We start from the raw sequence: 13,880 nt of genomic DNA, 5'->3' as shown, positions 1-13,880 counted from the left end.
CAAAAGCCCCTAGTAAAGCGGCAAGCACAAAAGCTGCCAAAGGTGCCCCTTTAACAGAAGCTGAATTACTCAAGATGTCCGAAAAGGACTATATGAATGCCGGCCAGTTAGATTTTTTCCGTCAGAAGTTATTGACCTTAAAGGGCGACATTCTGAAAAATGCCTCGGAAACAACAGAGCATTTGCGCGAAAATATTTTAGTTCCTGATCCAGCGGATCGGGCAACGATTGAAGAGGAACATGCTCTAGAGTTGCGCACGCGTGATCGTGAGCGCAAGCTCTTGAAAAAAGTTGAGCAGGCCTTAGCCCGTATTGAGTCTGGTGATTACGGTTGGTGTGAAGAGACTGGTGAGCCGATTGGCCTGAACCGCCTCATTGCACGCCCAACGGCCAATCTCTCGCTAGAGGCGCAAGAACGTCGTGAACTGCGTCAAAAGTTGTTTGGCGATTAATCAGTAGACCGAATATAAAAGTAGCAATGACAAAGCAATCCCCAACTATTAGTGACATCTCTCCTTTATTAAAGGCGGAGATTTTGGCCGAGGCCTTGCCTTACATTCGCGCTTATCACGGTAAGACCATTGTGATTAAGTACGGTGGAAACGCCATGGTTGAAGAGCGCCTGAAGGAAAGCTTTGCACGCGATGTCATTTTGCTGAAGCTGGTTGGTATGAACCCAGTAGTGGTGCATGGCGGCGGCCCACAAATTGATGAAGCTCTGAAAAAGATTGGTAAGACTGGCACTTTTATTCAAGGCATGCGCGTGACCGATGAAGAGACCATGGAAGTGGTTGAGTGGGTTCTGGGCGGTGAAGTGCAGCAAGATATTGTGATGTTGATTAATCACTTTGGTGGCCAAGCGGTTGGTTTGACTGGCAAAGATGGTGGCTTGATTCGTGCAAAGAAGATGCTGGTTGCCGACGAAAAGAAGCCTGGCGGAACTATTGATTTAGGTTTTGTTGGTGAGATTGATACGATTAACCCTGCAGTTGTAAAAGCGTTGCAGGATGATGCCTTTATTCCGGTGATCTCTCCAATCGGATTTAGCGAAGAGGGTCAGGCCTACAATATTAATGCTGACTTGGTGGCTGGCAAGATGGCAGAAATTTTGCATGCAGAAAAATTAGTTATGATGACCAATATTCCAGGTGTAATGGATAAGAGCGGTACGCTTTTAACCGACCTGACTGCACGTGAAATTGATGGCTTATTTGCTGACGGCACCATTTCTGGTGGCATGTTGCCAAAGATTTCTTCTGCATTAGATGCGGCAAAGAGTGGCGTAAATTCAGTACACATTATTGATGGACGAATTGAGCACTCCTTATTACTGGAGATTCTGACAGAGCAAGCATTCGGTACGATGATTCGTTCCCGCTAAGAGTTGAACAAGAGATATAAATATGCGTGATTCTTTTGATCCTAGCGCCTCAGAGATTGAGACGACAACTGCCGAAGAGGGCAAGACACGTAAGCGCCCACGTCCAGGTGAGCGTCGCCTCCAGATTTTGCAAGTATTGGCAGAGATGTTGCAAAACCCCAAGGGTGAGCGAGTAACAACTGCAGCATTGGCAGCAAAAATTCAAGTCTCAGAAGCGGCACTCTATCGACATTTCGCCAGTAAGGCGCAGATGTTTGAGGGTCTGATTTCATTTATTGAGCAAACGGTTTTTGGTCTGATTAACCAGATTAATCAAAAAGAAGAGTCTGGACTTGCGCAAGCGCGTGGAATTTTGCAGATGCTCTTATTCTTTGCAGAAAAGAATCCCGGCATGACCCGCGTACTTTTGGGCGACGCTCTATTGCAAGAAGACGATCGCTTACAAGAGCGCATTACACAAGTGCTTGATCGTGTTGAGACATCTTTAAAGCAGGCACTGCGTATTGCCCAAACTCAAGGCGGTACGTGGGCAAATGTATCTCAAGATGAAGTCAGCATCCGTGCGGCGATGTTGATGAGTTATGTTTTGGGCCGTTGGCATCGCTTTGCTCGTAGCGGCTTTAAAAAGCTTCCAACTGAAGCGTCTGACATCAGTCTTCGCATTCTTCTATCCGAATGAGCGAGCTACATCTCTCTAGAAATACTATCCACTTTGCCGAGCCCTTGCCTTTGCAAAGTGGCGCCATTTTATCGGGCTACGATTTAGTTATTGAAACGTACGGCAAGCTTAATGCCGATAAAAGTAATGCTGTCCTAGTTTGTCACGCACTCAATGCATCACATCATGTGGCTGGACCCAATCCTGATGATGCAAAAGATATCGGATGGTGGGACAACATGATTGGGCCGGGCAAGCCTGTAGATACCAATCACTTCTTTGTGATTGGCGTTAATAATTTAGGATCTTGCTTTGGATCCACTGGTCCTATGAGTATCAATCCTGCCACTAAGAAACCCTATGGCGCAGACTTCCCGGTAATTACGGTGGAAGATTGGGTAAACACCCAAGCGCGCTTGGCCGATAAGTTGGGCATTCGTCGTTTTGCTGCAGTCATGGGCGGAAGCTTAGGTGGCATGCAGGCATTAGCTTGGGCTATCCAGTTCCCAAAACGTCTTGCACATTGTTTAGTAATTGCGTCGACGCCAAAATTGAGTGCACAGAACATTGCATTTAATGAAGTAGCTCGCAATGCAATTTTGTCTGACCCAGATTTTTATGGTGGTAATTACTACGAATATGGCGTAGTGCCTAAGCGCGGCCTCAAGTTGGCTCGCATGGTCGGACATATCACTTATTTATCTGACGATGATATGGCTGAAAAATTTGGGCGCGAGCTGCAAAGACCTAGCGGCGAGTCTCAAGACTATCGCTTTAGCTTTGATGTGGAGTTTGAGGTTGAAAGCTATTTGCGCCATCAAGGTGACAAGTTCTCTGTTTACTTTGATGCCAACACGTATTTGCTAATTACTAGGGCGCTAGATTATTTCGATCCTTCTCGTCGTTATGAAGGCAGCTTAAATCGCGCTCTAGCCGAAGTACAGGCTAAGTTTTTAGTTGTGAGTTTTTCTACTGATTGGCGTTTCCCACCTAATCGTAGTCGTGAGATTGTGGAGTCTTTACTTAGCAATAAGAGTGAAGTCAGTTATGCAGAAATTGATGCTCCGCATGGGCATGATGCTTTCTTGTTGGATGACCCGCGTTATCACAACTTGATTCGTGCTTATTTTGAACAAATGCTCGAGGTGAAGGCATGAAGCGCACAGACTTTGCCGCAATAGCGAATTGGATTGCACCTAATAGTGAAGTGCTTGATCTCGGTTGCGGTGATGGTAGCTTTTTAGAATATTTGCAAAAACAGAAACCTGTGCACGCTTATGGAGTTGAGATTGACGATGCGCGCGTACTTTCTTGTGTGCAAAAAGGTTTGAACGTTATTCAGCAAAATCTGGAAGGGGGCTTGGCGCTCTTTGAGAATAATAGTTTTGATACAGTTGTCCTCTCACAAACGCTGCAAACTATTCATGAAACTGAAAAGATCTTGCGTGAAGTCGTCCGGGTTGGCAAAGAGTCGGTTGTTTCTTTTCCGAACTTTGGTCATTGGTCGCATCGCTTAGCCGTTGGCTTTGGCCGTATGCCAGTTTCTAAAAGCCTGCCATATCAGTGGTACAACACACCCAATGTACGCGTTCTCACAGTGGCTGATTTTGAAAAATTAGCTTCGAGCTTAGGCTTACAGATTCTGGATCAATGCATCCTGCATGAGGGGCGGCAAGTTACCTTGATGCCCAATCTTTTTGGAAGCTTAGCGCTGTTCCGCGTTCGACGTGCTTAGTAGTGCTCAGTCCTGGCTGAAAGATTTTCGGGTTTATCTCGAATGGCCATGTCTTCGAATGCTCTTCTTGGGCTTCTCCGCTGGTCTACCCCTGCTGCTGGTTTTGGGAACACTCAGCTTTTGGTTGCGAGAGGCTGGCATTGATCGCAGCACGATTGGGTACCTCACTTGGGTTGGCTTGATTTATGCCTTTAAGTGGATGTGGGCTCCCTTGGTAGATCGATTATCTATTCCCTTATTGTCAAGATTTTTTGGCAGAAGGCGTAGCTGGCTACTTTTTGCGCAATTTCTAATTATTGTTGGTCTAGTCGGTATGGCCAGTATTGATCCTAAAGTGCAGCTGACGCCGATTGTGTGGTGTGCACTGCTAGTTGCATTTGGTTCTGCAACTCAAGATATTGCTTTGGATGCTTTCCGGATTGAGTCTGCAGATAGTGATCACCAGGCGGCTCTGGCGGCTACTTATCAAACAGGCTATCGATTAGCTTTAATTTGGTCTGGTGCTGGTGTTCTCTGGTTAGCCGCCCGCGCTGAAGCTGGTGCTACTGGCTATGATCCAGCCGCCTGGCAATTTGCTTATCTTTGTATGGCGTTCTCTATCAGTGTTGGTGTGCTTACTACCTTGTTTAGTAAAGAGCCTGTTCGCATTGAGCTAGCAAAAGCCCGAAATGCAAAAGCGTGGCTACATCAAACTTTAATTGAGCCATTTACAGATTTTATTCAACGTTACGGTTGGCACGCTATTTTAATTTTGTCCTTAATTGCCATCTATCGCATTAGTGATGTGGTGATGGGAATTATGGCCAACCCATTTTATGTGGACATGGGTTACACCAAAGATGAAGTGGCAGCAGTGAGCAAAGTCTTTGGGGTAGTGATGACATTGGTCGGCGCCTTCGTCGGAGGCGTCCTTACCTTACGTTTTGGCGTGATGCGGATTTTGTTTCTGGGTGCAATTTTATCGGCTGTCAGTAACTTGTTATTTGCTTGGCTTGCCACGCAGGGCCATGACTTGCATGGCTTGATCTGGGTTATCTCGGCTGATAATCTGAGTTCTGGAATTGCCACAGCTGCTTTCATTGCCTTCTTATCGGCGCTAACGAATATTCAGTACTCCGCAACGCAGTACGCCTTGTTTAGTTCAATGATGCTCTTATTGCCAAAGTGGTTGGCTGGGTTCTCAGGCGTCTTTGTAAATCACTTTGGCTACTCAAACTTTTTTATTAGCACTGCAGTTATTGGTGCGCCAGTATTAATTCTGATTTGGCTCACTATTCATTTCAAAGTGGTGGAATTTAAAAAGCACGACTCACAGGTTTTTAAATAGACCAGTCGTAATCTACTGTCAGTGGCGCGTGATCTGAAAAGCGATCATCTTTATACACAGTAGTATTTTTGGCGCTTGCTGCAATCCCGGGAGTGGTGATGTGATAGTCGATGCGCCAACCAACATTTTTTGCATACGCTTGACCACGATTACTCCACCAGGTGTAGCAGGTATCCGTAGTCTCGGGTTCTAGTTTTCTGTAGACATCTACAAAACCAACTTTACTAAATAGGTTTGTCAACCAAGCGCGCTCTTCTGGTAAAAATCCGGAGTTCTTAAGATTGCCTTTCCAGTTCTTGAGGTCAATCTCATTATGGGCAATATTGACATCCCCGCACAGCACAATCTCACGACCTGATTTCTTAAGTTCTACTAGATGCGGTAAGAAAGAGTCGAGATAACGATACTTAGCTTCCTGCCTTTCTGGTGAGCTTGAGCCTGAGGGCATGTACACGGAAATCACTGAAAGATTTTTAAACCGAGCTTCGACATAACGCCCCTCAGCATCAAACTCTTCATTACCATAGCCATAGAGCACCTTGTCAGGCTGATGTGGGGTATAGATGCCGCAACCGCTGTAGCCCTTTTTTTCGGCATGATGAAAGAAGCCGTGCAGGCCATCTGGGTTGAGGATGGCATCTTCCAAATCGTCTTGTTGAGCCTTAAGCTCCTGCATGCAGACAAAGTCTGCCTTTTGCTTTATGGCCCAGGGCAAGAAGCCTTTTTTGACCGCCGAGCGGATACCGTTGAGGTTGGCAGAAATGATGCGTAACATATAGGCCTATGAGCTCAAAAAATTCAAATCAAGATAACTTTATTCAATTTGCCCTAGAGGCAAATGTTTTGTCATTTGGGGAGTTTAAAACTAAAGCGGGGCGCCTTTCACCTTATTTCTTTAATGCCGGTGGGTTCAACGATGGCGCTCGCTTAAGTGCGCTAGGCCGTTATTACGCCAAAGCCCTGCAAGAGTCTGGTCTCCAGTACGACATGCTGTATGGCCCTGCTTATAAGGGAATTACTTTGGCTGCCGCAACAGCAATTGCATTGGCTGATACTGGTCTTAATGTGCCTTATGCCTACAACCGGAAAGAAGCAAAAGACCATGGCGAGGGCGGTTCATTGGTAGGTGCCCCAGTAAAAGGCAAGGTGGTCATCATTGATGATGTGATTTCTGCAGGTACGTCTGTGCGAGAGTCTGTCAAACTCATTCGTGAGGCGGGTGCTGAGCCTGCAGCAGTATTAATTGCCTTGGATCGTATGGAGAAGTCAGGGACTGCTACTGAAGTTGGTGACAAGTCAGCAGTTCAAGCCGTTGAGCAAGAATTTGGCTTACCAGTGATAGCAATTGCGAGCCTGGCAGACTTGATGACTTTCTTAACCGCCTCGAGCAACGCGGATTTAACAAGTTACCTGCCAGCGGTAAAAGCTTATCGCGAAAAATACGGCATTTAATCTAAGAGTGGTTACAGAAACTGTCTAGCCCCGCTCTTAGATTTTTACCTCGCCTTCGAATACGGTAATGGCTGGACCGGTCATGATCACAGGTTGAATCACTTCATTGATGAGGCCGCCCCAGGCAATTTGTAAATCGCCCCCGCGGGTACGCACCTTCACCGGTGAGTCAAGCAAGCCACGACGAATGCCTGAAACCACTGCAGCGCATGCGCCAGTGCCACAAGCGAGAGTCTCGCCAGCGCCGCGCTCATAGACGCGCAATTGGATTTCATGGCGATTCAGGATTTGCATATAGCCTGCATTCACGCGTTTTGGAAATACAGGATTTTTTTCAATTGATGGACCCTCTTCGAGTACAGGCGCGCTATCGATATCGCCCACTACTTGTACTGCATGAGGATTGCCCATCGAGACAACACCGATCCAGCTGTCGTGTGCGGCAGGAGCTTTAATGGGTAGCGCATACAGCATTTCATGAAACTCTTGCTTACTTGCTAGGTCGCTCGCATTAAAAGGAATTTGGTGATGCTCAAAAATCGGCGTACCCATATCCACTTCCACCTGACCATCATCATGAGACTTCAGGATGAGAACAGTGTGGGCCACTTCTACACGTAAGGGATTCTTCGTAGAAAGGCCTTGGTCGATCACAAAGCGTACAAAGCAACGTGAGCCATTGCCACATTGCTCAACTTCACCGCCATCAGAATTAAAAATGCGATAACGAAAGTCAGCATCGGGGCGCGTAGCTTTTTCAACGAGCAGAATTTGATCGGCGCCAATGCCAAGCTGACGGTGCGCTAGTTTTTGCCATTGCTCGCGGGTGATGTTGGTGAGATCTTGATCAATCCCATTGAGCACAATGAAGTCATTGCCTGCACCATGCATTTTGGTAAAGCGTAATGTGCGTGCAGGCCTGGTTAAATTCGTGCTCACAAGAATTCCAATTAGTTATAAAGACTAGGCTCGCCAGGCGGCCTATACTTAAAGCGTTTGTGTACCCAATAGTACTCTGCCGGCCTTTCTCGAACAAGCTCTTCTATGTATTTATTCAGGCGCGTAGTATCCGCTTCCACATCATCTGTTGGGAAGTTGGGAAGTGGGGTGCTGATATTGCAGGTATAAGCTTTGCGATCAGGATTCAGGGTGGTAGTCATGAGGCAAACTTCTGCGCCACTAAGCCTAGCTAAACGTGACACAGAGGTAATCGTATTTGTCTGAATACCAAAGAAGGGTACAAAAATAGAGTCACGTGGACCGAGATCAATATCGGGTGCAATAAAAATAAAGTTCCCCGTCTGAATTTCCCGAATCAAATCACGTAAGCGGCTTTGTCTCTCAATCGATTTCCCTCCGAAACGATTTCTCCATTCAATCATTTTTTGATTGAAGAAGGGGTTTTTCATATTTTGATAGAGGCCGGCACCGCGAGGCCAGTCATGCTCGCTTGCTAAGACGGAGAGGGCCATAAAGCCACCTTCAAGTCCAATAAAGTGGGGGTTAATCAGGAGTCGTGGCTTACGATCGCCTAGAGTAATAGCAGAGTTGATGGTGACGATATCAGTAATCTGTTTTCCACTGCCAAGCCAGATGCGACTTCTCTCCATCACGCTACGACCAAATAATTTCCAGTGCTCTAGCGCAAGGAAATGAATTTCCTCTTCGCATAGATTGGGAAAGCACAGGCGCAAGTTCGTTTTTACAACCTTGGCACGCTCATTGGATATATGTGCTGCTAACCAGCCAAGACCATAGCCAATCTGAATAGTGAAACTATAGGGTAAAAATGCAAACAGGCGCAGCAAGCTCAGCGCTAGAAAATTAAAAACATTTTGTAACCAGGTCATGAGAGCAAATTATAAATTTACTAACTAATTACTTGGTGGCAATTCTGCTCCGCTTGGATGTTTGTAGCGGTTATACGCCCAGATGAATTGATTGGGTGCAACTAAGATGGCATTCTCAATGGCAACGTTCAGTTCAGCCGCTGCCAGTGTGGAATCTTCAGAAAGTGGCTCTAGCCTCTTGGCTTGCATGAGCCAGCCTTTGCCTAGCCCTTTGCGTTTAGCGGTAAACATGACAACAGGTGTGTTGTTGCGATTGGCTAAGCGTGCTGGCAGTGGCGTTGTATAAGCTAAGCGCCCAAAGAACGGTACCCATACGCCTTCACCGCCACTCGGTACTTGATCTGGAAGAATCCCTATGGCTTCACCGCGGGTGAGGGCGCGCGTCATTTGACGAACGCCATTCAGGTTAGTTGGTACGAAGTGCATATTGGGATAGGCGCGACCCTCTTCCACTACTTCATTGAGCCATTCTTGGCGAGAAGGGCGATAGAGGATGGTGGCCGGAAAGTGCTGAGCCAATACTCGGGGAATGATTTCAAAGCCGCCTAGGTGTGGCGTGAGCATGACTAGGCCATGACCTCCATTAATGGCTGCCTCAACTAGATCCCAGTCTTGTATTTCAACCAGGGAAAGAGCTTTTTTGGGATTTCGCCAAATCCATAAGCTGTCTGAGAAGAGCTGCCCTGAGGCCGCCGCTGCACTCCAGATTTGAAGTGGTAGATGATGGCTTTTAGTAACCGCCTCATATTGAGGACGGAAAAGTGATCGATATTGTTTGGATCCTACGTAGGCGAAGATTCCTAAGGCAGCCCCAATCACCTGAACTACGAATAAGGGCAAGACTGCAATTGCAGCAAGGGTGAGCTTGAGAAGGAGTTTGTACACCCTCTAATGATATTCAATGCGGGCGATAGGGCCAAATTTTCAGCTTCGCTTGATGAATGTGATGTTTTTCGAATAGAATTGACCCATCGCTGAGTTAAGGCAACTTGCAGGGCGATTCATAAATTCTGCTAAAACGTCGCCGTTGAAATTCCTGGCACGTCGAGTTGTCCATAGATCGTGTTAATTTTTAAAGGAATATGCAATGGCAAATGATTACTTCTTCACCTCCGAATCAGTTTCTGAAGGTCACCCCGACAAAGTAGCAGACCAAATCTCTGATGCGATCTTGGATTCGATCCTGGCTCAGGACCCTACTGCGCGCGTTGCTGCAGAAACTTTGTGTAATACCGGCTTGGTAGTGTTGGCTGGTGAGATTACTACAAATGCCAACGTGGACTATATCCAAGTAGCCCGTAACACTTTGCGTGAAATTGGTTACGACAATACTGACTACGGCATTGACTACAAAGGTTGTGCGGTTTTGGTTGCCTATGACAAGCAAAGCCCTGATATCGCTCAAGGCGTTGATAAGGCGCATGACGATGGCTTGGATCAAGGTGCTGGTGATCAAGGCTTGATGTTTGGTTATGCCTGTGATGAAACGACAGAGCTCATGCCTTTACCGATTCATTTGTCACACCGTTTGGTAGAGCGTCAATCTCAATTGCGCCGTGATGGCCGTTTGAACTGGCTGCGCCCAGATGCCAAGTCTCAAGTGACCTTGCGTTATGTGGATGGCAAGCCTGACTCAATCGATACCGTGGTTCTCTCCACGCAGCATGATGAAGATATTTCTCTTGAGAAATTACGTGAAGCAGTGATCGAAGAAATCATCAAACCAGTGCTACCAAAGCACTTGATCAAAGGTGCAATTAACTTCTTGGTGAACCCAACAGGTCGATTTGTGATCGGTGGCCCGCAAGGCGATTGTGGGCTAACAGGTCGTAAGATTATTGTGGACACTTACGGCGGTGCGGCCCCTCACGGTGGTGGTGCATTCTCAGGTAAGGATCCTTCTAAGGTAGATCGTTCTGCTGCCTATGCTGGTCGTTATGTAGCGAAGAACGTAGTTGCTGCTGGTTTGGCAAGCAAGTGCTTGATTCAGATCTCTTACGCAATTGGTGTGGCGAAGCCAACTTCAGTAATGGTCAGCACCTTTGGCACTGGCAAGATCTCTGATGAAAAGATTGCGCAACTGGTATCTGAGCATTTTGACTTGCGTCCAAAAGGCATCGTCAAGATGTTGAACCTCTTGCGTCCGATTTATCGCAAGACTGCTGCATATGGCCACTTTGGTCGTGAAGAGCCAGAATTTACTTGGGAGCAGTGCGATAAGGCGCCTGCATTACGTGCGGCAGCTGGCTTGTAATCTGCTTTCTAGGTAGTAAATTGGCAGTATGTTTTGTTTTGAGGCGAAATATGGCGAAATTGATTACAATTTCGCCATACCTTCAAGGAGCGTTGCAAGGAATACTGAGAACCAGTGTTTCCCCAGGCTTGAAGGGAGTGAACTCCTAGGTAACCCCAGAGTTTGCTAATTGCAACTGCGCTCGCTAACCCATGATTCAATGGCTAGCGAGTTTCTACTCCAGCATTGGATCGTATTTAGCTGGAGCATTCATGAGTACCGTTTCCGATTTAGATAACTTTGTAGCAACCCGTTGCGCTATTGCTGATATTTCTTTGGCTGACTTTGGCCGTAAAGAAATCGCCATTGCTGAAACTGAAATGCCAGGTCTTATCGCCATTCGCGATGAGTTCGCAGCGCAGCAGCCATTGCGTGGTGCGCGCATCACTGGCTCATTGCATATGACCATTCAAACTGCAGTTTTGATCGAGACGCTGGAAGCGCTTGGCGCTGAAGTGCAGTGGGCATCTTGCAATATTTTCTCTACACAAGACCACGCTGCTGCAGCGATTGCTGCTAACGGCACACCGGTGTTTGCGATCAAGGGTGAAACGCTTGAGCAATACTGGGATTACACCCACCGTATTTTTGAGTGGGCTGATGGCGGCTTCACTAATATGATTTTGGATGACGGTGGTGATGCGACTTTGTTGCTGCACCTCGGTGCAAGCGCTGAGAAAGATCAGGCTTGCTTGAATCACCCAACTAGCGAAGAAGAAACTATTTTGTTTGCGGCCATCAAAAAGAAATTGGCGCAAGACCCAACTTGGTATTCCACCCGTTTAGAAAAAGTTAAAGGCGTTACAGAAGAGACCACTACTGGTGTACATCGCCTCTATCAGATGTTTGCTAAGGGCGAATTAAAGTTCCCGGCTATTAACGTCAATGACTCTGTTACCAAGAGTAAGTTTGATAACCTCTATGGTTGCCGCGAGTCTTTGGTCGACGCGATCAAGCGTGCAACTGATGTGATGGTTGCCGGTAAGGTTGCCGTTGTTTGTGGTTATGGCGACGTAGGTAAGGGTTCAGCACAAGCTCTGCGTGCTTTGTCTGCTCAAGTTTGGGTTACTGAAGTGGATCCAATTTGTGCATTGCAAGCTGCGATGGAGGGCTACCGCGTTGTCACAATGGATTACGCTGCAGATAAAGCGGATATCTTTGTTTCGGCAACTGGTAACTACCATGTGATTACACACGACCATATGGTCAAGATGAAGAATCAAGCCATCGTTTGTAACATTGGCCACTTTGATAATGAGATTGATGTTGCTGGTATTGAGAAATACAAGTGGGAAGAAATTAAGCCACAAGTAGATCACGTGATTTTCCCAGCAGCTAACGGCAATCCCGAGAAGCGCATCATCATCTTGGCTAAAGGTCGTTTGGTTAATCTCGGTTGTGGTACCGGACATCCTTCATACGTAATGAGCTCTTCATTTGCAAACCAAGTGATTGCACAGATCGAATTGTGGAATGCAGTTGGTACAGATAAATACCCAGTCGGTGTTTATACCTTGCCTAAGCATTTGGATGAAAAGGTTGCGCGTTTGCAGCTCAAGACATTGAATGCTCAGTTAACTGTATTGTCAGATCAGCAAGCTTCTTACATTGGTGTGACGAAGGAAGGTCCTTATAAGACCGATCACTACCGTTATTAATCCGCTCCTTGCATGAATTGTTTAACAGAGAAATAGAGACACAGGCCCAAGATTATGGAATTAAGCGTTGAATTCTTTCCTCCAAAAACACCTGAAGGTGAGAATAAGTTACATCTCGTGCGTGAGCGTTTTAGTGAAATGCTCAAGCCCGCTTTTTATTCTGTGACCTTTGGCGCTGGTGGCTCTACTCAATCTGGCACATTAAAAGTGGTGAGCGATATTCACGCTGCTGGTGCAGCGGTTGCTCCCCACTTATCTTGTGTTGGTAGCTCACGTGATAACGTGCGCGAGATGTTGAAGCAATATCAAGCTTTAGGTATCAAGCGTATCGTAGCTTTGCGTGGCGACTTACCATCTGGCATGGGTCAGTATGGTGAGTTCCATCATGCGAATGAATTAGTTGAATTTATTCGTACAGAAACTGGCGACTGGTTTCATATTGATGTAGCGGCCTATCCTGAATGCCATCCTCAGGCCAAGTCACCTGCAACGGATGTCGACTTCTTTGTGCAGAAGATGAAGGCTGGAGCAAACTCCGCAGTCACACAATACTTCTATAACAGCGATGCCTATTTCCGTTTTGTCGATGAGGCATATGAATTAGGTGTTACTCAGCCGGTGATTGCAGGAATCATGCCGATTACCAATAGCACTCAGTTGCTCCGCTTCTCGGATGCCTGCGGTGCAGAAATCCCGCGTTGGATTCGTTTGCGTCTACAGTCCTATGGTGATGACACTGCTTCTATTCGTGCATTTGGTGAAGAGGTAGTTACCGATCTTTGCGACCAGCTTTTAGTAGCAGGTGCGCCTGGATTGCATTTCTATTCATTAAATCAGGCCGACGCCGTTTTAGCCATTGCAGATAATTTAAGTCTCAATAAGTAATTACTAAGCCTGACTCAGTCAGCATGGCATCTAAAGGCTCATCATGTGTTTGAGCTTGCCACTGCGCATCATCTAACTTTTGCCAATCAAAGCCAATTCCTATGCAGAGTAGGTTTGGCTTGGCTTTACGCAATTGCGCTAAAGTGCGATCAAAGTAGCCGCCCCCATAGCCCAGCCGCCAATAATGGGTTTTATCCCCCACCTTGGATTGTGACCAACCAACGCAGGGAATCAAAATACAGTCTGGAGTAATTTGAGGTCTGCGGGGATTGTTGGGGTCTGGCTCTGGTACGCCGTGGCGACTTGGAATCAGCAGGTCATCCTCTTCCCAGACATAGAAATCTAAATGTTTATCGGGACGCGCAAAGGGGAGTGCCAGCGTTTTATCCGGATTATTCTTAGCCCAAGCTAATAATGCAGGTCGTAAATCAAGCTCATCTTGTATGGGGCAATACAAGGCAATGGATTGAACTTGGGCGTCATGGTCAGCCAGAAAACTAGCTAGTTCGGCTAAAACGGACTCTTCAATTGTGGAATAGCCTACGCTGGCCGCAAACCGTTTCCTTTGGGCTAACAAGTCCTGCCGTAGCGATTTTGGAGAATTGCCGTGCATATCGACCATTATCAGGCGAAAATTGAGA

General features: G+C 46.8%; 15 protein-coding genes and 1 riboswitch. Of the genes, 10 read left to right on the top strand and 5 right to left on the bottom strand.

Annotation, left to right across the window (positions count from 1 at the left end; genetic code table 11):
- Positions 1–74 precede the first annotated feature (74 nt).
- The 6 genes from dksA to CL55_RS10065 are packed head-to-tail and all read left to right on the top strand — an operon-like array spanning position 75 to position 5,101.
- Positions 75–452: an RNA polymerase-binding protein DksA gene (gene dksA / locus CL55_RS10090; RefSeq protein WP_046331310.1), complete on the top strand. Its 378-nt coding sequence runs from the start codon at positions 75–77 to the stop codon at positions 450–452.
- Between the two features lie 26 nt (positions 453–478).
- On the top strand, positions 479–1,381 hold the full coding sequence (argB, locus tag CL55_RS10085; RefSeq protein ID WP_046330968.1) for an acetylglutamate kinase: 903 nt from the start codon (positions 479–481) through the stop codon (positions 1,379–1,381).
- A gap of 22 nt (positions 1,382–1,403) precedes the next feature.
- Positions 1,404–2,060, top strand: a complete 657-nt coding sequence (gene slmA / locus CL55_RS10080) for a nucleoid occlusion factor SlmA (protein WP_046330967.1) — start codon at positions 1,404–1,406, stop codon at positions 2,058–2,060.
- Positions 2,057–3,196, top strand: coding sequence for a homoserine O-succinyltransferase MetX (metX, locus tag CL55_RS10075; RefSeq protein ID WP_046330966.1), 1,140 nt, complete (start codon positions 2,057–2,059; stop codon positions 3,194–3,196). Before slmA ends, metX begins: the two co-directional genes overlap by 4 nt.
- Positions 3,193–3,774: a methionine biosynthesis protein MetW gene (gene metW, locus CL55_RS10070; RefSeq protein WP_046330965.1), complete on the top strand. Its 582-nt coding sequence runs from the start codon at positions 3,193–3,195 to the stop codon at positions 3,772–3,774. Before metX ends, metW begins: the two co-directional genes overlap by 4 nt.
- Entirely contained in the window at positions 3,767–5,101 is a 1,335-nt protein-coding gene (locus CL55_RS10065) for an AmpG family muropeptide MFS transporter (RefSeq protein WP_046330964.1), read from the top strand. The genes metW and CL55_RS10065 overlap by 8 nt, the downstream gene beginning before the upstream one ends.
- Here the strand turns inward: CL55_RS10065 and CL55_RS10060 are convergent.
- Positions 5,094–5,876, bottom strand: a complete 783-nt coding sequence (locus CL55_RS10060) for an exodeoxyribonuclease III (protein WP_046330963.1) — start codon at positions 5,874–5,876, stop codon at positions 5,094–5,096. The two genes, CL55_RS10065 and CL55_RS10060, sit on opposite strands and share 8 nt — an antisense overlap.
- An 8-nt stretch (positions 5,877–5,884) precedes the next feature.
- Here CL55_RS10060 and pyrE point away from each other — a divergent pair, with 8 nt between their 5' ends.
- Positions 5,885–6,553: an orotate phosphoribosyltransferase gene (gene pyrE / locus CL55_RS10055; RefSeq protein ID WP_046330962.1), complete on the top strand. Its 669-nt coding sequence runs from the start codon at positions 5,885–5,887 to the stop codon at positions 6,551–6,553.
- 36 nt (positions 6,554–6,589) lie between these two features.
- On the opposite strand, the gene dapF is transcribed toward pyrE, so the two are convergent.
- The 3 genes from dapF to CL55_RS10040 are packed head-to-tail and all read right to left on the bottom strand — an operon-like array spanning position 6,590 to position 9,288.
- Positions 6,590–7,444, bottom strand: a complete 855-nt coding sequence (gene dapF / locus CL55_RS10050; RefSeq protein ID WP_046331309.1) for a diaminopimelate epimerase — start codon at positions 7,442–7,444, stop codon at positions 6,590–6,592.
- Positions 7,445–7,503: 59 nt separating this feature from the next.
- Complete coding sequence (locus tag CL55_RS10045; RefSeq protein ID WP_046330961.1) at positions 7,504–8,403, bottom strand: LpxL/LpxP family acyltransferase; 900 nt, start codon at positions 8,401–8,403, stop codon at positions 7,504–7,506.
- Between the two features lie 24 nt (positions 8,404–8,427).
- A complete protein-coding gene (locus CL55_RS10040; protein ID WP_046330960.1) occupies positions 8,428–9,288 on the bottom strand; it encodes a lysophospholipid acyltransferase family protein in 861 nt (286 codons plus the stop codon).
- 202 nt (positions 9,289–9,490) lie between these two features.
- Between CL55_RS10040 and metK the strand changes: the two genes are divergently transcribed.
- The 3 genes from metK (at position 9,491) to metF (ending at position 13,239) form a co-directional block, all read left to right on the top strand.
- Positions 9,491–10,657: a methionine adenosyltransferase gene (gene metK, locus CL55_RS10035; RefSeq protein WP_046330959.1), complete on the top strand. Its 1,167-nt coding sequence runs from the start codon at positions 9,491–9,493 to the stop codon at positions 10,655–10,657.
- 78 nt (positions 10,658–10,735) lie between these two features.
- A riboswitch (S-adenosyl-L-homocysteine riboswitch) is annotated at positions 10,736–10,847 on the top strand.
- A gap of 61 nt (positions 10,848–10,908) precedes the next feature.
- Positions 10,909–12,354, top strand: a complete 1,446-nt coding sequence (ahcY, locus tag CL55_RS10030; protein WP_046330958.1) for an adenosylhomocysteinase — start codon at positions 10,909–10,911, stop codon at positions 12,352–12,354.
- A gap of 54 nt (positions 12,355–12,408) precedes the next feature.
- Positions 12,409–13,239, top strand: coding sequence for a methylenetetrahydrofolate reductase [NAD(P)H] (metF, locus tag CL55_RS10025; RefSeq protein WP_046330957.1), 831 nt, complete (start codon positions 12,409–12,411; stop codon positions 13,237–13,239).
- Here metF and CL55_RS10020 read toward each other — a convergent pair.
- Positions 13,229–13,852 carry a 5-formyltetrahydrofolate cyclo-ligase gene (locus tag CL55_RS10020; RefSeq protein ID WP_237150502.1) on the bottom strand — a complete coding sequence of 208 codons (624 nt, stop codon included), beginning with the start codon at positions 13,850–13,852 and terminating at the stop codon, positions 13,229–13,231. The two genes, metF and CL55_RS10020, sit on opposite strands and share 11 nt — an antisense overlap.
- Between the last annotated feature and the right edge of the window lie 28 nt (positions 13,853–13,880).

Origin of the sequence: Polynucleobacter duraquae (genome assembly GCF_000973625.1) — a bacterium.
Classification (GTDB): domain Bacteria; phylum Pseudomonadota; class Gammaproteobacteria; order Burkholderiales; family Burkholderiaceae; genus Polynucleobacter; species Polynucleobacter duraquae.
The sequence above is the reverse complement of the archived record's forward strand: the minus strand, read 5'-3'. Positions and strand labels throughout refer to the sequence as shown.

Bases quoted from the DNA above. Each gene is read 5' to 3' on its own strand.
- metW (WP_046330965.1), top strand. From the start codon at position 3,193: ATGAAGCGCACAGACTTTGCCGCAATAGCGAATTGGATTGCACCTAAT.
- CL55_RS10060 (WP_046330963.1), bottom strand. From the start codon at position 5,876: ATGTTACGCATCATTTCTGCCAACCTCAACGGTATCCGCTCGGCGGTC.
- metX (WP_046330966.1), top strand. From the start codon at position 2,057: ATGAGCGAGCTACATCTCTCTAGAAATACTATCCACTTTGCCGAGCCC.
- dksA (WP_046331310.1), top strand. From the start codon at position 75: ATGTCCGAAAAGGACTATATGAATGCCGGCCAGTTAGATTTTTTCCGT.
- ahcY (WP_046330958.1), top strand. From the start codon at position 10,909: ATGAGTACCGTTTCCGATTTAGATAACTTTGTAGCAACCCGTTGCGCT.
- argB (WP_046330968.1), top strand. From the start codon at position 479: ATGACAAAGCAATCCCCAACTATTAGTGACATCTCTCCTTTATTAAAG.
- pyrE (WP_046330962.1), top strand. From the start codon at position 5,885: ATGAGCTCAAAAAATTCAAATCAAGATAACTTTATTCAATTTGCCCTA.
- dapF (WP_046331309.1), bottom strand. From the start codon at position 7,444: ATGCATGGTGCAGGCAATGACTTCATTGTGCTCAATGGGATTGATCAA.
- CL55_RS10020 (WP_237150502.1), bottom strand. From the start codon at position 13,852: ATGCACGGCAATTCTCCAAAATCGCTACGGCAGGACTTGTTAGCCCAA.
- CL55_RS10045 (WP_046330961.1), bottom strand. From the start codon at position 8,403: ATGACCTGGTTACAAAATGTTTTTAATTTTCTAGCGCTGAGCTTGCTG.
- metK (WP_046330959.1), top strand. From the start codon at position 9,491: ATGGCAAATGATTACTTCTTCACCTCCGAATCAGTTTCTGAAGGTCAC.
- metF (WP_046330957.1), top strand. From the start codon at position 12,409: ATGGAATTAAGCGTTGAATTCTTTCCTCCAAAAACACCTGAAGGTGAG.
- slmA (WP_046330967.1), top strand. From the start codon at position 1,404: ATGCGTGATTCTTTTGATCCTAGCGCCTCAGAGATTGAGACGACAACT.